Origin of the sequence: Gordonia sp. CPCC 205515 (genome assembly GCF_048537925.1) — a bacterium.
Taxonomy (GTDB): Bacteria; Actinomycetota; Actinomycetes; order Mycobacteriales; family Mycobacteriaceae; genus Gordonia.
On sequence record NZ_JBCLVJ010000013.1, the window covers coordinates 24,250 to 44,185 of the forward strand.

20 protein-coding genes and 1 pseudogene are annotated in these 19,936 nt (G+C 68.5%); 5 read left to right on the top strand and 16 right to left on the bottom strand.

What is annotated here, in order from left to right:
* Positions 1 to 11: 11 nt before the first annotated feature.
* A complete protein-coding gene (guaA, locus tag AAFP30_RS20045; protein ID WP_419231764.1) occupies positions 12 to 1,592 on the bottom strand; it encodes a glutamine-hydrolyzing GMP synthase in 1,581 nt (526 codons plus the stop codon).
* Between the two features lie 81 nt (positions 1,593 to 1,673).
* Here guaA and AAFP30_RS20050 point away from each other — a divergent pair, with 81 nt between their 5' ends.
* Genes AAFP30_RS20050 through AAFP30_RS20060 form a run of 3 tightly spaced genes read left to right on the top strand, consistent with a single transcriptional unit; the run spans position 1,674 to position 3,578 of the window.
* On the top strand, positions 1,674 to 2,285 hold the full coding sequence (locus AAFP30_RS20050; RefSeq protein ID WP_419231765.1) for a biotin transporter BioY: 612 nt from the start codon (positions 1,674 to 1,676) through the stop codon (positions 2,283 to 2,285).
* Positions 2,286 to 2,304: 19 nt separating this feature from the next.
* Positions 2,305 to 2,979 carry an energy-coupling factor ABC transporter ATP-binding protein gene (locus AAFP30_RS20055; RefSeq protein WP_419231766.1) on the top strand — a complete coding sequence of 225 codons (675 nt, stop codon included), beginning with the start codon at positions 2,305 to 2,307 and terminating at the stop codon, positions 2,977 to 2,979.
* The gene (locus AAFP30_RS20060; protein ID WP_419231767.1) at positions 2,976 to 3,578 is read left to right on the top strand and encodes an energy-coupling factor transporter transmembrane component T family protein; all 603 of its coding nucleotides are present in this window, start codon (positions 2,976 to 2,978) and stop codon (positions 3,576 to 3,578) included. Before AAFP30_RS20055 ends, AAFP30_RS20060 begins: the two co-directional genes overlap by 4 nt.
* A gap of 11 nt (positions 3,579 to 3,589) precedes the next feature.
* Here the strand turns inward: AAFP30_RS20060 and AAFP30_RS20065 are convergent, their stop codons facing one another.
* Together AAFP30_RS20065 and guaB are read right to left on the bottom strand one after the other, a co-directional pair.
* Complete coding sequence (locus AAFP30_RS20065) at positions 3,590 to 4,750, bottom strand: GuaB3 family IMP dehydrogenase-related protein (protein ID WP_419231768.1); 1,161 nt, start codon at positions 4,748 to 4,750, stop codon at positions 3,590 to 3,592.
* A gap of 61 nt (positions 4,751 to 4,811) precedes the next feature.
* Complete coding sequence (guaB, locus tag AAFP30_RS20070) at positions 4,812 to 6,323, bottom strand: IMP dehydrogenase (protein ID WP_419231769.1); 1,512 nt, start codon at positions 6,321 to 6,323, stop codon at positions 4,812 to 4,814.
* Between the two features lie 155 nt (positions 6,324 to 6,478).
* On the opposite strand from guaB, the gene AAFP30_RS20075 reads away from it, so the two are divergent.
* Positions 6,479 to 6,871 carry a DUF5319 domain-containing protein gene (locus AAFP30_RS20075; protein ID WP_419231770.1) on the top strand — a complete coding sequence of 131 codons (393 nt, stop codon included), beginning with the start codon at positions 6,479 to 6,481 and terminating at the stop codon, positions 6,869 to 6,871.
* A gap of 56 nt (positions 6,872 to 6,927) precedes the next feature.
* Here the strand turns inward: AAFP30_RS20075 and AAFP30_RS20080 are convergent, their stop codons facing one another.
* The 3 genes from AAFP30_RS20080 to AAFP30_RS20090 all read right to left on the bottom strand — a co-directional run bounded on the left by AAFP30_RS20080 (position 6,928) and on the right by AAFP30_RS20090 (position 9,404).
* Positions 6,928 to 7,992, bottom strand: coding sequence for an anti-sigma-D factor RsdA (locus AAFP30_RS20080; RefSeq protein ID WP_419231771.1), 1,065 nt, complete (start codon positions 7,990 to 7,992; stop codon positions 6,928 to 6,930).
* Positions 7,976 to 8,563 (bottom strand): RNA polymerase sigma factor ShbA, encoded by a 588-nt coding sequence (gene shbA, locus AAFP30_RS20085; RefSeq protein WP_419231772.1) that lies wholly within the window; start codon positions 8,561 to 8,563, stop codon positions 7,976 to 7,978. The genes AAFP30_RS20080 and shbA overlap by 17 nt, the downstream gene beginning before the upstream one ends.
* Before the next feature lie 109 nt (positions 8,564 to 8,672).
* A complete protein-coding gene (locus AAFP30_RS20090; protein ID WP_419231773.1) occupies positions 8,673 to 9,404 on the bottom strand; it encodes a hypothetical protein in 732 nt (243 codons plus the stop codon).
* A 478-nt stretch (positions 9,405 to 9,882) separates the two neighbouring features.
* Between AAFP30_RS20090 and AAFP30_RS20095 the strand changes: the two genes are divergently transcribed.
* Positions 9,883 to 10,179 carry a WhiB family transcriptional regulator gene (locus tag AAFP30_RS20095; RefSeq protein WP_419231774.1) on the top strand — a complete coding sequence of 99 codons (297 nt, stop codon included), beginning with the start codon at positions 9,883 to 9,885 and terminating at the stop codon, positions 10,177 to 10,179.
* 119 nt (positions 10,180 to 10,298) lie between these two features.
* Here the strand turns inward: AAFP30_RS20095 and groL are convergent.
* The 10 genes and pseudogenes from groL to AAFP30_RS20145 all read right to left on the bottom strand — a co-directional run bounded on the left by groL (position 10,299) and on the right by AAFP30_RS20145 (position 19,930).
* Positions 10,299 to 11,919, bottom strand: a pseudogene (gene groL / locus AAFP30_RS20100) (chaperonin GroEL).
* An 83-nt stretch (positions 11,920 to 12,002) separates the two neighbouring features.
* Complete coding sequence (groES, locus tag AAFP30_RS20105; protein ID WP_006334733.1) at positions 12,003 to 12,302, bottom strand: co-chaperone GroES; 300 nt, start codon at positions 12,300 to 12,302, stop codon at positions 12,003 to 12,005.
* 200 nt (positions 12,303 to 12,502) lie between these two features.
* On the bottom strand, positions 12,503 to 13,555 hold the full coding sequence (gene tsaD / locus AAFP30_RS20110; protein WP_419231775.1) for a tRNA (adenosine(37)-N6)-threonylcarbamoyltransferase complex transferase subunit TsaD: 1,053 nt from the start codon (positions 13,553 to 13,555) through the stop codon (positions 12,503 to 12,505).
* Positions 13,552 to 14,073 (bottom strand): ribosomal protein S18-alanine N-acetyltransferase, encoded by a 522-nt coding sequence (gene rimI / locus AAFP30_RS20115; protein WP_419231776.1) that lies wholly within the window; start codon positions 14,071 to 14,073, stop codon positions 13,552 to 13,554. The genes tsaD and rimI overlap by 4 nt, the downstream gene beginning before the upstream one ends.
* Positions 14,070 to 14,774 carry a tRNA (adenosine(37)-N6)-threonylcarbamoyltransferase complex dimerization subunit type 1 TsaB gene (tsaB, locus tag AAFP30_RS20120; protein ID WP_419231777.1) on the bottom strand — a complete coding sequence of 235 codons (705 nt, stop codon included), beginning with the start codon at positions 14,772 to 14,774 and terminating at the stop codon, positions 14,070 to 14,072. Before tsaB ends, rimI begins: the two co-directional genes overlap by 4 nt.
* On the bottom strand, positions 14,759 to 15,211 hold the full coding sequence (gene tsaE / locus AAFP30_RS20125; RefSeq protein WP_419231778.1) for a tRNA (adenosine(37)-N6)-threonylcarbamoyltransferase complex ATPase subunit type 1 TsaE: 453 nt from the start codon (positions 15,209 to 15,211) through the stop codon (positions 14,759 to 14,761). Before tsaE ends, tsaB begins: the two co-directional genes overlap by 16 nt.
* Positions 15,208 to 16,344 (bottom strand): alpha/beta fold hydrolase, encoded by a 1,137-nt coding sequence (locus AAFP30_RS20130; protein WP_419231779.1) that lies wholly within the window; start codon positions 16,342 to 16,344, stop codon positions 15,208 to 15,210. Before AAFP30_RS20130 ends, tsaE begins: the two co-directional genes overlap by 4 nt.
* Entirely contained in the window at positions 16,331 to 17,470 is a 1,140-nt protein-coding gene (gene alr / locus AAFP30_RS20135) for an alanine racemase (RefSeq protein WP_419231780.1), read from the bottom strand. The genes AAFP30_RS20130 and alr overlap by 14 nt, the downstream gene beginning before the upstream one ends.
* 58 nt (positions 17,471 to 17,528) lie before the next feature.
* Positions 17,529 to 18,500, bottom strand: coding sequence for an EamA family transporter (locus AAFP30_RS20140; protein ID WP_419231781.1), 972 nt, complete (start codon positions 18,498 to 18,500; stop codon positions 17,529 to 17,531).
* On the bottom strand, positions 18,497 to 19,930 hold the full coding sequence (locus tag AAFP30_RS20145; protein ID WP_419231782.1) for an NAD(P)H-hydrate dehydratase: 1,434 nt from the start codon (positions 19,928 to 19,930) through the stop codon (positions 18,497 to 18,499). Before AAFP30_RS20145 ends, AAFP30_RS20140 begins: the two co-directional genes overlap by 4 nt.
* Positions 19,931 to 19,936: the final 6 nt, after the last annotated feature.

Here is a 19,936-nt window from a genome sequence, read left to right on the forward strand (position 1 = left end):
GGGGGTGGGGGTCACTCCCACTCGATGGTGCCCGGCGGCTTGCTCGTCACGTCGAGCACCACGCGGTTCACCTCGGGTACCTCGTTGGTGATGCGGGTGGAGATCACTTCGAGCACCTCGTAGGGCACGCGTGTCCAGTCGGCGGTCATCGCGTCCTCGCTGGACACCGGTCGCAGCACGATGGGATGTCCGTAGGTGCGGCCGTCGCCCTGCACCCCGACGCTGCGGACGTCGGCGAGCAGTACCACCGGGCACTGCCAGATCTGGTTGTCGAGTCCGGCGGCGGTCAGTTCCTCGCGGGCGATCAGGTCGGCCTTGCGCAGCAGTTCGAGGCGGTCCGCGGTGACCTCGCCGACGATCCGGATGGCCAGGCCCGGACCCGGGAACGGTTGGCGTCCAACGATTTCCTCGGGCAGACCGAGCTCACGCCCGACCGCGCGGACCTCGTCCTTGAACAGCAGCCGCAGTGGTTCGACGAGGGAGAACTCGAGGTCGTCGGGCAGCCCGCCGACGTTGTGGTGGCTCTTGATGTTGGCGGTGCCGCTGCCGCCGCCGGATTCCACGACGTCCGGGTACAGCGTGCCCTGCACCAGGAACTCGACCTTTTCTCCGTCGGTGGCGTGGTCGCCGAGGACATCGGTCACCGCTCCCTCGAAGGAGCGGATGAACTCGCGGCCGATGATCTTGCGTTTGGTCTCCGGGTCGCTGACCCCGGCCAGCTCGGAGAGGAAGGTGTCGGCGGCGTCGACGGTGACGAGTTTCGCGCCGGTGGCGGCGACGAAGTCGTGCTGCACCTGTTCGCGTTCACCGGCCCGCAGCAGACCGTGGTCGACGAACACGCACGTCAGCCGGTCGCCGATGGCCCGCTGGACCAGCGCGCCGGCCACCGCGGAGTCCACACCCCCGGACAGGCCGCAGATCGCCAGTCCGTCCCCGATCTGGTCGGCGACGGCGTCGATGAGTTGGTCGGCGATGTTCGCCGGGGTCCAGTCGGCCTCGAGCCCGGCGATTTCGTAGAGGAAGCGGGTGAGCACCTGCTGGCCGTGCGGGGTGTGCAGCACCTCGGGGTGATACTGCACGCCGGCCATCTGCCGATCGACGCACTCGAAGGCGGCCACCGGTGCGCCGGGCGTGGAGCCGGTCACGGTGAATCCCTCAGGGGCGCGCTGCACGGCGTCGTTGTGGCTCATCCACACCGGCTGGGTGTCGGTGAGTCCCGAGTGCAAGAGGCCGTCGCCGGTGACCGACAGGGTGGTGCGGCCGAACTCGCGCCCACCGGTGTTGGCCACCTCTCCGCCGAGCGCTCGAGCCATCGCCTGGAAGCCATAGCAGATGCCGAAGACCGGGACATCGAGGTCGAAGATGCCGGCGTCGAGGGCCGGGGCGTCGTCGGCGTAGACCGACGCCGGACCGCCGGACAGGATCAGCGCCACCGGGTTCTTCGCGCGGAACTCCGCGAGCGGTGCGTCGTGGGCGATGACCTCGGAGTAGATGCGGGCCTCACGCACTCGTCGGGCGATGAGCTGGGCGTACTGCGCACCGAAGTCGATCACCAGAACCGGACGCGGCGCACCTGCAGCAGAATCTGTCACTTGAGCGAGTCTAGGCCATACCGTCAGGTCAACCCGCCCCGCCGATCGGCACACATGCCCAGGCCAGACATAATGCCTTTCATGACCTCGAACACCGACACTCCCTCGTCGTCGCGGCGATTCTCGCTGTCGGTGACCGACCTGACCCAGGCCGCGGTGTTCGCGGCGCTCATCGCGGCGCTCGGTCTGCCCGGCACCATCACCATCGGCAGCTCGGGTGTCCCCATCACGTTGCAGACCCTCGGGGTGATGTTGGCCGGCTGCATCCTGGGTCCGCGGAAGGGCACCCTGGCGGTGATCATCTTCGCGGTCCTGGCGATCGCCGGACTGCCGATCCTGGCGGGTGGACGCAGCGGTCTGGTCGCTCTGGCCTCGCCGACCGCCGGATTCTTCGTCGGCTTCCTGCCCGCGGTCATCGTCATCGGGGCGCTGACCGCGCTGATGATGCCGAAGTACCGGATTCTGCCAGGTATCGGCATCAACATTCTCGGCGGCATGGTGGTGATCTACGCCTGCGGCATCATCGGGCTGCTGCTGCGCACCGACCTGTCGCTGTGGGCGGCGATCTCCACCAACGGCACCTACATCCCCGGCGATATCGCGAAGGCGGTCATCGCGGCGCTGGTCGCATCGCAGGTGCACCGTGCCTATCCCGGCCTGATCACCCCGATGCGCCTGGGCCGGGCCGCCTGACCCGACTCGACTCCCGCCGATGATCGAATTCCAGTCAGTCGGACATGCCTACGGTGAGCGCGTCGTGCTGCACGACGTCACCCTGGACCTGCCCGAACAGCGGATCGGCATCATCGGCGCCAACGGCAGCGGCAAATCGACGCTGGCGCGGATGATCAATGCGCTGGTCGTCCCCGACCGCGGCTCGGTGCGCGTGAACGGGATCGACGCGCGCCGCGAGAAACGCAAGGTCCGCCGCGACGTCGGATTCATCTTCAGCGATCCGGACCGGCAGATCATCATGCCGACGGTGGCCGAGGACATCGATCTCTCGTTGCGGCGCACGGTGTCCGACAAGGCCGATCGCGCCCGACAGGTGACCGCGGTGCTCGAACAGTTCGGCCTGGCAGGTCACGCCGACCATCCCGCGCATCGACTCTCCGGCGGGCAAAAGCAGTTGCTGGCGTTGGCGTCGGTACTGGTGACCGGCCCGCGGGTGCTGGTGGCCGACGAGCCGACGACGCTACTGGACCTGCGCAACGCCTCGATGCTGCGCGACGTGTTCGCCACCCTCCACGAGCAACTCGTGGTCCTCACCCACGACCTCGACATGGTGGCCGACTACGACCGCGTGCTGGTGCTCGACGAGGGACGGGTGGTCGCCGACGACTCCCCCGGCCCCGCCGTCGCCGCCTATCGGAAGCTGATGTCGTGACGACGCTGGGTGTTTACCGGCCGGGTTCCTCGCCGCTGCACCGTCTTCCGGCCGGTCTCAAGCTCGGCGCGCTGGCGGTGGCGATTCTGGTGATCGGTCTGTTCGTGCGGACTCCGCTGACGCTGGCCGCTACGATCGTCGGCGTTGTCGCGGTGTACGCGATCGCCCGGATCCGGCCGCGAGAGGCGTGGCAGCAGCTGCGGCCGATGCTGTGGGTGCTGGCGTTCATAGCCACGTTCCAGGTGATCTTCACCGACTGGCGCCGGGCGCTGGTGGTGTGCGGGGTGCTCGCCGCGTCGGTCGCGCTCGCGGCCGTCGTCTCCCTGACCACCCGCACCACCGACATGCTCGATGCTCTGGTCGGCGCGATGAAACCGTTGCAGCGCCGGGGTATTCGGGTCGACCGCATCGCCCTGACACTGGCGCTGGCGATCCGGTCGATCCCGCTGATGGTGGAGGTCGTCGGCCAGGTCGACGAGGCCCGCAAGGCGCGCGGATTACGGCCAGGCGCACGCATTCTGGTGGCCCCGGTGGTCATCGAGGCACTGCGGATGGCCGACGGATTCGCCGACACGATGATCGCGCGCGGGCTCGACTGAACCCGCGGGACTCACACCCGCAGTGACAGGCCGACCCGCTGGAACTCCTTGAGGTCGCTGTATCCGGCCTTGGCCATCGACCGACGCAGCGCACCAACGAGATTGAGTTCGCCGAACGGGTCCTGAGACGGGCCGTTCAGCACACACTCGAGGCTCGGCCGGTCTTCTTCCATGGCCACCTGCAGCAGCGCGCCGCGCGGTGTGTCGGGATGGGCGGCCGCCGACGGCCAGTACCAGCCGCGTCCGGGTGCCTCCGCCGACGCGGCCAGCGGCGTGCCGAGGACCGCGGCATCGGCACCGCACGCGATCGCCTTGGCGAGATCGCCGGAGCCGTGGATGTCGCCGTCGGCGATCACGTGCACGTAGCGGCCGCCGGTCTCGTCGAGGTAATCGCGTCGCGCGGCTGCGGCGTCGGCGATGGCGGTGGCCATCGGGACACCGATGCCGAGCACCTCGCCGGTGGTGGTGGCGCCGCTGGCCGAGCCGTAACCGACGATGACCCCGGCCGCCCCGGTGCGCATGAGGTGCAGTGCGGTGCGGTGGTCGTGCACACCGCCGGCGATCACCGGGATGTCCAGGTCGGCGATGAAGGTCTTGAGGTTCAACGGTTCCCGCGTGCCCCCGCCGGCGGGATCGGCTCGTTCCACGTGCTCGGCGGAGATGATGGTGCCGTGCACCACCAGGATCTCCACTCCTGCCTCGAGCAGCGCGGGTGTGAGTTCGAGCGCGTGCTGCGGGCTGACCCGGACCGCGGTGGTCACGCCGGCGTCGCGCACACTCGCCACCGCCTCGCGCAGCAGCCCGGTGTCCAGCGGCGCCGAATGCAGTTGCTGCAGATGACGAATCGGTGCCATCGGGTCGAGGCTCTCGGTCGCGATGGCGACGAGTTCGGCAATCTTGTCGTCGACGTCGCGGTGCCGCGCCCACAGGCCCTCACCGTTGATGACGCCGAGCGCCCCGAGCTTGCCCAGTTCGATGGCCATCGCCGGCGACACCAGCGCATCGGTCGGGTGGCTCAGGATCGGTGAGGTGAACCGATACGCGTCGATCTGCCAGTCCGTCGAGACGTCCTTGGACGACCGGGTCCGCCGAGAGGGGACGATACTGATGTCTTGGAGTTCGTAGGTCCGGCGGGCGATTCTGCCCATCCCGATTTCCACGTCGTCACGCACCGTTGCGCCTTTCTGCTACGCGAGCCGGTGCCGGACGGATACGTCCGGCACCGTTGAGTGTTCAGCGGGAATAGTAGTTGGGCGCTTCGGCGGTGAGGGTGATGTCGTGCGGATGCGATTCCTTGAGACCGGCCGCGGTGATCTGCACGAAGCGCGCGTCCTGCAGGTCCGCGATCGTCGACGACCCGGTGTAGCCCATCGCCGCGCGCAGTCCGCCGACGAGTTGATGGATCACCTGGTTGAGCGGACCGCGGAACGGCACGCGCCCCTCGATGCCCTCGGGCACCAGCTTCTCTTCCTTGAGGACGTCGTCCTGGAAGTAGCGGTCCTTGGAGTAGGACTTGGCCTGCCCGCGACCCTGCATCGCACCCAGCGACCCCATACCGCGGTAGCTCTTGAACTGCTTGCCGTTCACCAGGATCAGCTCACCGGGAGCCTCGGCGGTGCCGGCGAGCAGGGAGCCGAGCATCGCGGTCGACGCGCCCGCGGCCAGTGCCTTGGCGATGTCGCCGGAGTACTGGAGTCCGCCGTCGGCGATGACCGGTACGTCGTGCGCCTTGCACACGGCCACGGCCTCCATGATCGCGGTGATCTGCGGTGCGCCGACACCGGCGACGACCCGCGTCGTACAGATGGAACCCGGCCCGACACCGACCTTGACCGCGTCGGCACCCGCCTCCACCAGCGCCAGTGCCGCCTCACGGGTGGCGACGTTGCCGCCGACAACCTGAACTCGTTCGCCCACTTCGGCTTTCACCTTGGCGACCATGTCGAGCACGAGGCGATTGTGCGCGTGCGCGGTGTCGACGATGATCACGTCGGCGCCCGCGTCGGCCAGCGCCATGGCCCGATCCCATTGCGGGTCACCGGTACCCACAGCCGCACCGACCAACAAGCGGCCGTCGGCGTCCTTGGTGGCGAACGGATGCTGTTCGGTCTTGACGAAGTCCTTGACCGTGATCAGGCCGGTCAGCTTGCCGTTGCCGTCGACGATCGGCAGCTTCTCGATCTTGTTGCGCCGCAGCAGTCCGAGTGCGGCCTCTGCCGACACCCCTTCCTGGGCGGTGATCAGCGGGGCCTTGGTCATGACCTCCGACACCGGGCGGGACTGGTCGACCTCGAAGCGCATGTCGCGGTTGGTGATGATGCCGACGAGTTCCCCGCGGTCGTCGACGACGGGCAGACCCGAGATCCGGTAGCGGGCGCACATGGCGTCGACCTCGGCGAGGGTGGCGGTCGGCGAGCAGGTGACGGGATCGGTGACCATCCCCGCCTCGGACCGCTTGACCGTCTCCACCTGCCCGGCCTGATCCTCGATCGACAGATTGCGATGCAGGACACCCATGCCACCGGCCCGCGCCATGGCGATGGCCATGCGTGCCTCGGTGACGGTGTCCATCGCGGAACTGACGAGCGGGACCCGCAGGCTGATGTTCTTGGTGACCCGCGAAGACGTATCCGCGTCGCTCGGAATGACGTCGGAGGCCGACGGAAGCAACAGGACGTCGTCGAAAGTGAGGCCGAGCATTGCGACCTTGCCGGGGTCGTCTCCACCGGTGCGAACGTGCGTCATCAGTCCATGGTATCGGGACCACGTCAGTGGCGAGCCTCACCCTCCGTGCCGACGCGAGGGACGCTTCGCGCGGCGCCGAGTTGACTGTGACATCGACCACGACACCTGTGGAGAGGTCGGCGCATCGCGGTCGGAACATCGGTTACCGTGGACGTGTGCGTGACCACCTCCCACCCGGCCTGCCGCCCGACCCGTTCGCCGACGATCCCGGCGGCGACCCGGCGGCGGCGCTCGACTCGGTGGAACCCGGCATCCCGCTCGACGAGAACGAGCGGGTGGCCGTCGAAGAGGACCTTGCCGACCTCGCGGTCTACGAGGCACTGCTGGCCCACCGCGGTGTCCGTGGCCTCGTCGTCGTCTGCGACGACTGTCACGAAGACCATTACCACGACTGGGATATGTTGCGCGCCAACCTGCTTCAGCTACTGATCGACGGATCGGTGCGGCCGCACGAGCCCGCGGTGGATCCGCGGCCGGAAGCCTATGTCACGTGGGATTACTGCCGCGGGTACGCCGACGCCCACGCCCATCTCGACGACGAGCGCTGACGCGGGGGTAATCCGGCCGCGTCAGCGCCTTCGAAACGCCTTGCCGTAGTCGCGCCTCAAGGTTGGAAGCGCGGCCACGGAATCGGCGTCGTGGTCGTCGGAAGGTACGGATACTCATAAGTCGTCGGCGGCGCCTGGTACGTCGGCGTCGGCTGAACGACCGACGGCGCATCCTGCGTCGGCACCATGGTGGTCGCCGGCTGCGGCGTGGTCGTCACCGGCGGTTGGGGTTGCTGGGTCTGCGGCGGCGGCTCGGGGCTCTGCCGATCCACCGGCGGTGGAGGCGCCGGCCGGTCGGAACGACGATCGTTTCGGCGATCGTCCCCGCCACGCCCGGGTCCACTCGGCACCGTCACCGTCGTCGACCGGTCCTCACCGCGCGAACGCCGCAGATCCCGCGGCGGGGTGGTGGGTCCGGGGATGGCCGGGTTCGTCCGCTGGTCGGCGGTCGTCTTGTCCGACGTCGTGGTCGTGTTCTCGTCGGGGGTCGTCGACCCGCTCGCCGACGTCTTCGGCGGCGTGGTGCCGGCGTCGGCCTGCAGTCGGGTGATCCAGTCCTTCATCCGGTTCTTGGTGTCGGCGTCGCGCACCGGTGACAGGTCTTTCTGCGCCCGTGCGATCAGCTCTGCCGCCTCGGTGGTATTGCCCGCGGCGACGGCCGCTTCGGCCTTCTCCAGGTTCGACTGCACGTCGACCGATGCCTGCGTCTGCGTGGCCGCCTCGGCGAACACGACCTTCTTGACGCCCCACAGCGGGTCACCCGGGGAGGAACCCTGCGCGAGCACGGTGAGGCCGGCTCCGGCGACGATCACGACCGCTGCGGCGCCGGAGATGATCCGCAGATGCCGCACGACACTCTTGCCACGCTGCGCCCGCTCGGTGGCGGCGATCGCCGCTTCGATCTCGTCGATGCTGGGCAGTTCCGGTGCCGGTGTACCGACCACGTCGTGACGCCAGCCGGACAACAGTTCCGCCAGTTGGTACTCGGTGTCGTCAAGGGTGGGGACCGGACGATCGGCCGCGAGTGCGTCGAGGAACTGGTCGTCGGCATGGACCTGGGTCATGTCGATCGGCTGGGTGGTGTCCCAGTTCGTGGCGGCGGGATCACGCTCGTCGTTCATCGACCTCACCTGCCTTTCGCAGTTGGTCTTTCAGTTTCGCCAATGCCCGGTGCTGTGCCACCCGAACCGCACCCGCCGTACTGCCGATGGCATCGGCGGTCTCCTCGGCGGACAGTCCGACGACCAGTCGCAAGACCAGTACTTCACGTTGTTTCTCGGGGAGGATCGTCAGCAGCTGCTTCATCCGACGACTCGCGTCGGCGTCGAGCGCCATCTGTTCGGGTCCGCCGGTGACCACGGTGGTCTCGGGGAGGACCTCGACCGGGTCGGCTTTCACCCGCCCTGCCACGCGCATGGCGTCGGCGACCTTGTGAGCTGCGATGCCGTACACGAATGCCATGAACGGCTTGCCCTGGTCTTCGTACCGGGGCACAGCGGTCATCACCGCCATCAACACCTCCTGCGCAATGTCATCCGCGGAGAACAGATGTCGTTCTCCGATGCCGATCCGCCCTCGGCAGTAGCGCAGAATGGGATCCTGCACACTTTCGAGAACCGACGTGAGAGCATCGCGATCGCCCCGCCTTGCGGCTTGGACGGCCTCATCGAGCTCAGCACCCGTCAGTTTCATCGTCAGTTGAGATCCCTGTGTTACATGTGTGCGTACCGTTTCGATCGTGCTTACCCCCTTGGCCACCTTACTGATGGGTTACCCCACCCTGACGAACCGACCCGCGAGGTCACAGATCGGTGAACGGAACGCCGCGGCGGATGAGTTCGGTGCGCGTCCGCAACAACTGCCGACCCAGGTCCGGATCGTCCGGATCCAAGCCCTGACGTAGGGCGTACGACGCCCATTCCAGCGGCAACAGGCCCGCCGCTCTGGCGCGCGCCGTCACTTCGCCGGCCCGCGCGCGGGCTGAGCGGGGATCACCGGCGGTCGCGTCGGCGGCCGCCGCGATCAGCAGCGTCTTGACGCGATGACGTTCGGGCGTGCCCTCGCCACGACTCAGGTGCAGCGCGGCGTCACTGTGCTTCCTCGCGCCCGGCGCGTCACCGGAGTACATCGCCAGTTCCGCCGACACCCACTCGGTACGCAACCGGGGACGGCGGCCGCCGAACCAGTCGGCGTCGTCGGCGAGCTCGAGGTCGGCCAGGGTGCGGGCACGGTCGAGCAGTCGGCGGGCGGCATCGAACCGGTATCGGCCGAGATTGTCGGCGGCCAGCCCGACCACCGCGTCGAGGGTGGCCGCCCGGTGCCACTGCCCGGTCCGACCGATCCCGGCGAGCAACAGAGCCCGCCCGTCGAGGGTGGCCGCGGCCCGATGCCGGCCGGCCTGCCGCACCAGGGAGGCATGCGTGGAGAGCGCCAAAGAGTGCAGTGCGGCATCGTCGGCGGAGCGTGCCAGCCGAAGCACAACCTCCAATCGGGCGATGGCGGCGGCGGTGTGACCGACGCCTCCCTGTTCCACGGCCCGTTCCCAGAGCACCCGCCCAGCAACGCATATTCCCATTTCAGACCCTATTTCTGCGACCATTCTTGCGAGCTCGAAGCACGGTGACGGGTTCGCGTTAGCATGAATTTAACGTGCCGCCACAAAGGTTAATCAGCCCGGATGATCACCAATAAATAATCAAAACATTTCCAGCAGGTTACATACCGATCGCTCGCTCGCGAATCGGATTCTGCGTCGACTGACTTCCCAAAGCCACTGTCCACCAAGAGAATTACGAGGTCAACGCGATTGTCCGAACATAATCAGGGGCTGGATCAACCTGTCCGAAAGGACATGGTATGCCACCCCCGCCACACAACCCAAAGTTAACAACAGTGGAATTTTCACCATGCTTGAACGGCTATTTGACGGTATTGACGCCCTTTCTCGCGCTTGCCTACTGTGTGCTTGCACCGAAGAAAACGAGTGGTCCTGCAGACAAGGAGTTGCTGTCATGCCTCAGCCCAATCACCTTCCTGGCCCGAACGCCGATATCTGGGATTGGCAAATGGATGGCCTGTGCCGCGGAGTCGACTCGTCGATGTTCTTCCACCCGGACGGTGAACGTGGCCGCGCCCGCGCACAGCGTGAGCGACGGGCCAAGGAAATGTGCCATCAGTGCCCGGTGATCGCGCAGTGCCGTGAGCACGCTCTCGCGGTCGCCGAACCCTACGGCATCTGGGGTGGCCTCTCGGAGTCCGAGCGAAGCATGCTGATGAAGCGCGGCGTCGGACGACGCATGGCCGGCTGACGGGCCGTCGCCCGCAACCTTTGCGCTGCTTCTCTTCGCAGTCCACATACGCCATCGGGGGCATCGATCCGTTGCGGATCGATCCCCCCGATGTGCTGTCGCGGAGCTGTGACGCTACGTCAGTGCGCGTGCCCGTGGCCCGTGTCCACCGGCGGCCGGAGCCTCTTCCGGCTTGTCGGTCACGGCGGTTTCGGTGGTGAGCACCATGCGGGCCACCGATGCCGCGTTCACCACGGCCGACCGGGTCACCTTGACCGGGTCGATGATGCCGTCGGCGAGCAGATCGCCGTAGGTCAGCGTGGCGGCGTTGTAGCCGTGTCCCGACTTCGCCTCGGCGACCTTGTTCACCACGACCGCACCGTCGACGCCGGCGTTGGTGGCGATCCAGTAGAGCGGCGCGTTCATCGCGTCCCGCACCACGCGGACACCGAGTGCCTCGTCGTCGGTCAGCTCGGCGGCGAGCTTGTCGAGCACCTTCGCGGCCTGCACGATCGCTGATCCTCCGCCGGGGATGATGCCTTCCTCGACCGCGGCCTTGGCTGCGGCAACCGCGTCCTCGACGCGATGCTTGCGCTCCTTGAGCGCGGTCTCGGTGGCGGCGCCGACGCGGATGACAGCGACGCCACCGGCCAGCTTGGCCAGCCGCTCGGCGAGCTTTTCGCGGTCCCAATCGGAATCGCTCTGCTCGATCTCTCGACGCAACTGCTCGGCGCGGTCGGCCGTCGCTTCCTTGGTGCCGCCGCCCTCGACGAGGGTGGTGGCGTCCTTGCTGACGACGGCGCGGCGTACGGTGCCGAGCTGATCGAGCTCGACGGTGGCCAGCGACAGACCGATGTCGGAGGTGATGACGGTGCCGCCGGTGACCACGGCGAGGTCCTCGAGGAACGCCTTGCGGCGGTCACCGAAGAACGGCGCCTTGACCGCGACGGCCTTGAGTGTCTTGCGGATCGAGTTCACCACGATGGTCGAGAGCGGCTCACCCTCGACGTCTTCGGCGATGATGAGCAGCGACTTGCCGGCACCGGCAACCTTCTCCAGCAGCGGCAGGAAATCGGGCAGCGAGCTGATCTTGTCCCGGTAGAGCAGCACGAGCGCGTCGTCGAGGACGGCTTCCTGGCTGTCGGCGTCGGTGATGAAGTACGGCGACAGGTAGCCCTTGTCGAACTGCACGCCCTCGGTGATCTCGAGGTCGGTGCTCAGGCCGGAGCCTTCTTCGATGGTGACGACGCCGTCGGTGCCGACGGTGATCATCGCCTTGCCGACCATGGTGCCGACCTCTTCGTCGCGCGAGGAGACGGTCGCGACCTGCGCAATGGCCTTCTCACCATCGACCGGGGTCGCCACGCGCAGCAGTTCCTCGCTGATCGCGTCGGCGGCCTTGCCGATGCCGATACCCAGCGCGATCGGGTTGGCGCCGGCGGTCACGTTGCGCAGACCGGTGGTGACCATGGCCTGGGCCAGCACGGTGGCGGTGGTGGTGCCGTCGCCGGCCACATCGTTGGTCTTGGTGGCGACCGACTTGACCAGCTGGGCGCCGAGGTTCTCGGACGGGTCCTCGAGGTCGATGTCACGGGCGATGGTCACGCCGTCGTTGGTGACGTTGGGTCCGCCGAAGGACTTCGCCAGCACCACGTGCCGGCCGCGGGGGCCGAGGGTGACCTTGACGGTGTCGGCGAGTTTGTTGATGCCACGCTCGAGCGCGCGCCGCGCGACGTCGTCGTATTCAATGTTCTTGGGCATGGGTCTCTTTCACGCTGGTGGGAAAAAGCAACCGCCCCGGCGCCCACTGGGCTCCGGGGCGGCAACTGCGTAGAGTTTCGCGCTTACTTGCCGATAACGGCGAGCACGTCGCGGGCCGAGAGGATGAGGTACTCCTCGCCGGCGTACTTGATCTCGGTGCCGCCGTACTTGCTGTAGATGACGGTGTCACCTTCCTTGACGTCGACCGGGACGCGGTTGCCCTGCTCGGTCACGCGGCCCTCGCCAACGGCGATGACGGTGCCTTCCTGCGGCTTTTCCTTGGCGGTGTCCGGGATGACCAGACCAGAAGCGGTGGTGGTCTCTGCTTCGACAGCCTGCACCAGGATCTTGTCCTCAAGCGGCTTGATGTTCACGCTCGCCACGATGTGGGTCCTCAACTTTCGTACTGAGTAGTTGAACGGTGTGTCTATTTGCACGTTCGTGACGCTGGGCCAAGGTCTTGTCGTCGCGGGTGAACAAGCCCTCAGACAGTGTCACTAGCACTCTATACATGAGAGTGCCAGCACTCAAGGGCGGAGGCTGCAAAAGTTGCGGTTCGCTGATCGCTGCTGGCGAACACCGCTCACAACTGCGAGACCTGCACGCTCATCCCGGGATCGGTGGCGACCGTCAGCGGCGACGGTTCCGCTCCCCCACCGATGACGTGCGCGCCGAGCGTCGCGATCATCACCCCGTTGTCGGTGCACAGTCGTGGTTTGGGCACGCGCAGGGTGATCCCGGCGGCCGCGCAGCGTTCCTGCGCCAGCGACCGGATGCGGGAGTTGGCGGTCGCGCCGCCGCCGAGGACGAGGGTGTCCACGTCGAGGTCGGTGCAGGCGCGGATCGCCTTCATGGTCAGCACGTCGGCCGCCGCCTCCTGGAAGGAGGCGGCCACGTCCGGGATGGAGACCTCGACGCCGTCGCGGGTGCACTTCTCGACGTAGCGGGCGACGGCGGTCTTGAGTCCACTGAAGGAGAAGTCGTAGCGGGCGTCGCGGGGGCCGGTCATGCCGCGCGGGAACGCGATCGCCGTCGGATCGCCCTGCGCGGCCGCGCGATCGAGTGCCGGCCCACCGGGAAATCCCAGGTCGAGCAGGCGCGCGACCTTGTCGAAGGCTTCCCCCGCCGCGTCGTCGACGGTGGTGCCGAGTTCGACGATCGGGTCGGCGAGGTCGGTGACGTGCAGCAGATGGGTGTGCCCGCCGGAGACCAGCAAAGCGACGCATTCGGGCATCGGGCCATGTTCGAGGGTGTCGACCGCGACGTGGCCGCCGAGGTGATTCATCGCGTACAGCGGCACATCCCAGGCCAGCGCATAGGCTTTCGCCGCCGACACGCCGACCAGCAGCGCTCCGGCGAGGCCGGGTCCGATGGTCACGGCGATCGCGTCGGGCCGGTCGATGCCCGCGGTCTCCCGCGCGCGTTGCATCGTCGGCACGATCGCCTCGAGGTGGGCGCGCGAGGCGATCTCCGGGACGACACCGCCGAAGCGGGCGTGCTCGTCGACGCTGGAGGCGACCTCGTCGGCGAGCAGGGTGGCGGTGCCGCGACCGCCGTCGCCGATGCCCTCGGGTTCCCAGCGGACGATCCCGACTCCGGTTTCGTCGCAGGAACTCTCGATACCCATGACGATCATTGCGATTCCCCCGCTCCCTGCTCTCCCGACTGGTCGGCGACCGATTTCGCCGCGGGACGGATCATCGTGTACGCGTCGGCCCCTGACGGCTGATAATAGTTGTGCCGAATCCCGGCCTGTACGAAGCCGTTTCGCTCATAGAGGGCGATGGCGGTGTCGTTGTCGGTACGCACCTCGAGGAACACGGCGGCGCCGCAGGTGTCGGCGACCTCGATCAACGCGCTGAGTAACGCTCGGCCGTAACCCCGGCCGCGGTGTGATCGGGCGACCGCGATGGTGTGGATCTCACACTCGTAGGAGTCCGGTGAGCCCAGGATGGAGATCCCCGCATAGCCCATCACCTCGCCGCCCGGGTGTTCCCTGGCGGCGAAGTAGCGGTTGTAAGGTGCGTTGAGTTCGGCGCGGAAAGCCGATGCGGGCCACGGGGAATCCTCGGCGAACATCTCCTTCTCCAGCGCCGCGCACCGGCCGACGTCGGAGAGTTCGAGCGCATCGATCAGCAACCCCGAGGTGGTCATCGAACCACCCCGAGACGCTTGCGCTTGGCCGATTCGACCGCATCCGGGCGCCGCAGATAGAGCGGAACGAGGGGCCGTGGCGTTGCGCCGGAACGTAGGTCGTCGGCAGCACTGGCCACCAACCCGGCCACCGACGGCGTACTCGCGTCGCCGACGGCACGATCGAACATCGCGGCGTGGACCGGGGAACCGACGACGAGATCGATCGACTCCGCGGACATCTCGTCGACCACCTGGGCCGGCGCGGTCACCTGGGGTTCCCCGAGGCGGCGGCCGTCGACGTAACGGGCCCAATAGATCTCGCGTCGTCGCGCATCGGTGACCACCAGCACCGAACGCACCGTCGGACGCTCGGAAAATACCTGCCACGCAACGGCATCGAGCGAGCACACCCCGTACACCGGCAGTCCGAGCGCGTCCCCGAATGCCGCACCCGTGGCCATGCCGACGCGCAGACCGGTGAACGGACCCGGTCCGCAGCCGACGACCACCGCATCGAGATCGGCACGCGCCGTGCCGGATTCGGTCAGCACCTCGCCGATCAGCGTCGTCAGGATCTCGGCGTGCCGACGGCCGTCGGCGACCCTGCGCTCGGCACGGGTGTCGATCCCTGCGCCCTCCGCACCGAGGGTCGCCACCCCGGCGACCACCGCGTCGGTCGCCGTGTCGATGGCCAGTATCCGCTTCACAATTCCACCCATTCCCATTCGGCGCGACGCACTTCCGAGTCCTCGGCACGCCGCAGCCGCACGCGCAGATGCCGGTCGACGAGATGTTCGGCCACGCCTTCGCCCCACTCCACCACGACCACCGAGCCGTCGAGATCGCTGTCGAGGTCCAGTGCATCGAGTTCGTCGAGTCCCCCGAGTCGGTACGCGTCGACGTGCACCATGCCCGGACGGTCGGCGCTGCCGGGGCGGTGTTCGCGCGCGATGATGAACGTCGGCGACGACACTCGTCCGACGACGCCCAGACCCGCGGCGATGCCGCGCGCCATCGCCGTCTTGCCTGCGCCCAGCGGACCGTCGAGGATCACCAGGTCACCGGCAGTCAGGGTGCCGGCGAGTTCCCGACCGAGGGCTTCGGTGTCGGCCACCTCGGGCAGCGTGCGCGACCCGTTGTTGCGTGGTTCGGTCATGCGCGCACCCGCATCTTCTGCCACCACCGACGACGCGGTTGGGGCGCCGCCGCGCGAGCCCGTTCGACGAGATCGACGATCGCGTCGGTCACCATCTCGGGCTGCTCCATCTGCACCATGTGTCCGGCTCCGTCGACCACGACGAGCCGCGAATCGTCACCCAGTTCGGCATATATGCGAACGGATTTCGGCAGCGGGGTCAGCCGGTCGCGGTTACCGCACACCACCACCGACGGCACCTGCGCGAGCACCGGCAGCGCCGTGGACTCGTCGTGGTCCTCGAGGGCGTGCAGGAAGTTGACGATGGTCTGGATGGGCGTGTTCTGGATCATCTTCTCCACCGCCCGGCCGGCGGTCGGGCTGTGGAAGTCCGGGCCGAAACTCGCTGCGACGAGCACGGGTTCGAGGATCTGCCGAGTGATCCCGCGACCGGCCTGCACCAACGACGGCACGTGTCGGACCGACAACCGGAAGGCGTCGAGCACCGGGTTGGAGAGGCCTTCACCCAGGCCGGCCTCGGTCAGTCCGCGACTGGCCGTCGCCACCAATGCCACACCGGTGACCCGGCCGTCGGCGCCGAAGAGCGCTGGACGGCGTCGAGCCAGACCCATCAGCGCCATGCCACCCATCGAATGCCCCACCAGCACAAGCGGACCCGTCGGCGCCGCGGTCCGGATGACGGCGGCGATGTCGTCCGCGAGTTGGGTGATGGTGCAGGTGTCGTCGGGTGCGTGATCGCTGCGACCATGTCCGCGGTGATCGAAGAAGACCATCCGGATGCGTCGATCGGCCCACGCGTCGGCGAGGGCATACCGCTGGAAATGCCACGCCGCCATGCGAAGACTGAAACCGTGGATGAAGAGAATGGTCAGTTCGGGTTCGTTGACTTCGTCGTCGCCATCGGAGGTCCAGGTGTCGACCGTGCGCACCGCCAGCGACAACCCGTCGTCGGTCCGCGCGGTGGTGCCGGAGTCGTCGTAGATTGTCGTGAAGTCTTCGCCGGCAAAGGGATCGGCGTGTCCGTTGGTTCGGCGGCGGGTCACGTTGCGGGCGACGCCGCCGGCCGCGACCGCGCCGAGCGCGGCCACCCCGGTGATACCGGCGAGCCAGCCGGCGCGTTCAGAGGTCTCCATTGCCACCACCGGTGTACCGGCGGGTCGCACGGGACCCGATGCCGGAGACGATCTCGTAGTCGATGGTGCCGATCTGGTCGGCCCAGTCCCTGGCCGTCGGACCGCCGTCACGGCCGGTGCCGAACAGTTCCGCGATGTCGCCTTCACGCACCCCACCCCCGTCGGGACCGAGATCGATGACGAACTGGTCCATACAGATTCGGCCGACGCCCGGGAAGGTCTCCTCGCCGATGCGGGCGACGATCGCCCCGGACAGCAGCCTTGGTACCCCGTCGGCATAGCCGGCCGGGATCACCGCGATTGTGGTGTCCGACGACGACACCCACGTGTGACTGTAGGAAACACCTTGTCCGGCAGCGAGTTTCTTCACCAGGGACACCTCGGCGGTCAGAGTCATCGCCGGGATCAGCCCGAACTCGCCACGCTCGGGGATGGGTGTGCGGCCGTACAGCGCGATCCCGGGACGCACCAGATCCCGAGTGAGATCGGGACGGGTCAGCGCGGCAGGCGAATTCGCAATGTGCATCACCTCCGCCGGAGCACCGAGACGACGCAGATCGGCCGCGGCGGAGTCGAGCCGCTGCGCCTGCGCCGAGTTCAGCGGATGCTCGGGTTCGTCGCCGCGGGCGAGATGACACATGATGCCGCGCACCACCACCGCACCCGAGGCTCGGGCTTTGGCGAGATCGTCGGCGAAGTCGGCCCATTCGTCGACGGCGACGCCGCTGCGATTCAGTCCGGTGTCCACCTTGACGGTGATCGTGGCCGCCGTCCCGCGGGCGGTTGCGGCCGCGACCACCGACTCGAGTTGCCGCCTCGACGACAGTGCGATGTCGATGTCGTCGTCGATCGCGACACCGAAGTCCGCGCTCGGATGGTGCAGCCACGCGGTGATGTGTGCGTCGATGCCGGCCGCGCGCAACGCCGACGCCTCACCGATGTGGGCCACGCCGAGTTCGGCGGCACCTGCGGCGAGCAGCGCGCGGGCCACCGGTACGGCGCCGTGACCATAGGCGTCGGCCTTGACCACGGCGAGGACCTCGCCACCGGACGTCTCCCGCACCACGCCCAGGTTGTGCGCGATCGCGTCGAGGTCGACGGTTGCGGTCAGGGCTGAAGTGCTCATCACCGACGATTGTCCCAGATTCCCGCCGCCGACCCGGCATCCGTGTGCGCCGAGCGGCTCACATCACGACCTGGGTCGGTTCGCTGCGTCGCGCACACAGCACGCCGCCGATGACCAGCACCCCACCGACGATCTGCGTCCAGGTAGGGATTTGTCCGAGTAGCGCGGCCGCCCAGATGATCGCGGCGAGCACCTCGAGGAGTGCCACCAGCGAGGCGAGCCGCGCCCCGAGCCGCCGCGCCGCGGCAATTCCGGTGAGGTAGGCCAGGCCGCCGGTGATGAACGCCAGCGCCAGCAACGTCAGCCAGGCCGGGGCATCGAATCCGGCGAACCGCGCGGTGGCCGCACCGATCTGCACCGGGACCAGGCCCACCGCGGCCAGCAGCGACAGCAGCACGGTGGCGACGATCATGCCACCCGCGGCGAGCACCGATGCCGGTAACCCGTCGTGATGGGACGCGGAGACGACGAAATACGTGGCCAGGCCCAGCATCGCGCCCACGGCCCACAACACTCCGCCCAGGTTGACCGGCGCACCGAACACATCGAGCACCAGGATCAGACCGACCACGCAGAGCGCGATGCCGCCGTAGATCCAGCGGTTGGGACGCTGGCCGTGCACCGCCCACATCCACAGCACCACGACGATGACCCCGCCGTATTCGATGAGCAGGGCCGGGCCGACCGGGATGGTCCGCACGGCCGAGAAGTAGCAGAACTGCGCGACCGCCACTCCCATCACGCCGTAGACGACGATGGTGGTGGGATTCCGCAGGATCATCCGCCAGGCGCCGGTGCCGCGAAGTGCGGCCATGTCCCGGATCGCGAACGGCAGGAGTACCACGGCACCGACGCCGATGCGGATGATCACCACCGCACCCGGCGACCAGCCGGTGTCCATGAGCGGACGCGCCAACGGGCCGGAGAGTCCGAAGCTGATCGCCGACACGAGCGCGAACACCATTCCCGACGCTGCGGCGCGAGAAGCCTGCGGGACAGAGTCGCGGAACAGTGGGTCCGTGTCGGTCAAGACAGGAGTTCGCGGATCGTCGGCCGCACCGCGGCGAGCAGGTTCGACGCACCGATCGGGGCACCGCGACTGGCGAGTTCGGCAGCCTGCGCATGCACCCGGGCAGCGGCGGCGCCGGCGAGTTGCGGGGTGAGTCCGGCGGCCAGCAGTGCGCCGGCGATCCCGGACAGCACGTCGCCGGCGCCGGCCGTGGCCGCCCACGACGAGCCGGCATCGTTGCCCAGGACGCCGCCGTCCGGGTCGGCGATCAGCGTGATCCGCCCCTTGAGCAGCACGGTCACCCCCCACTGGGTCGCCAGTTCGCGGACCGCGGCGAGCCGGTCCGCGCCGACCTCGGCACCGGCCAGGCGCGCGAACTCCCCGGCGTGCGGTGTCAGTAGCGTCGGCGCACCGCGATCGGTCGCCAGGTCCGGATGTCGGGCGAGCAGGGTGAGTCCGTCGGCGTCGACGAGCACCGGGAGGTCGGTGGCCAGGATCTGCCGCAGTCGGTGGAGCGCGTCGTCGTCGACGCCCATCCCGGGGCCGACCACCCAGGCCTGCACGCGTCCCGCGTCCTCGATTGACGGGGCGGCGACCACCTCGGGCCACTGGCCGACCACATCGGCGGCGGCGGTGCCGACGTAGCGGGTCATGCCCGACGTCGCGGCGACCGCGGCACCGCTGGCCAGGATGGCCGCGCCGGGATACTTCGCCGAACCGGCGATGACCCCGACCACGCCCTGGGTGTATTTGTCGTCGTCCGGGCCCGGCAGCGGCCACAGCGATGCGACCTCGGTGTCGGTCAGCGCGAGCAGCGACGGGTCGACCTCGGGGGTGGCGATGCCGATGTCGATGAGTTCGACGCGGCCGCAGCGGGGCGCGGCCAGCAGGTGCGCGTGCCTGCGCACCCCGAAGGTGACGGTGATGTCGGCATGCACCGACGGCTCGTGCACCTCGCCGGTGTCGGCGTCGACGCCGGACGGCAGATCGACGGCCACGACCGTCGGCCCGCCCGCGTCCGACGGGACCAGTGCCCCGAACACCGCCGCCGCATTCGGCCGCAGCGGTCCGTGACCGCCGATGCCGACGACCCCATCGATCACCACATCGAGGTCGGACGGCAGTTCGGCGACCACACGTCCCCCGGACCGGCGGAAGGCCGCGAGGCCGCCCGCATGGGCCTTGTCCGGCGCGAGCAGCACCGCGCTGCAGGAGACACCGCGCCGCGCGAGGATCGCACCGGCGTAGAGGGCGTCGCCGCCGTTGTCGCCGGCGCCGATGACCAGTCCGACACGTCGGCCGTAGCAGCCGCCCGTGCGGGACAAGTGCACCGACACCGCGTGGGCGGCGCCCGCGGATGCCCGGGCCATCAGGGTGCCGTTGACCAGCAGGTCACCGGCGGCGTGTTCGGCGTCCCGGACGGCGTCGGCGCTGACGTAGTGGACCGGCATGGGTGA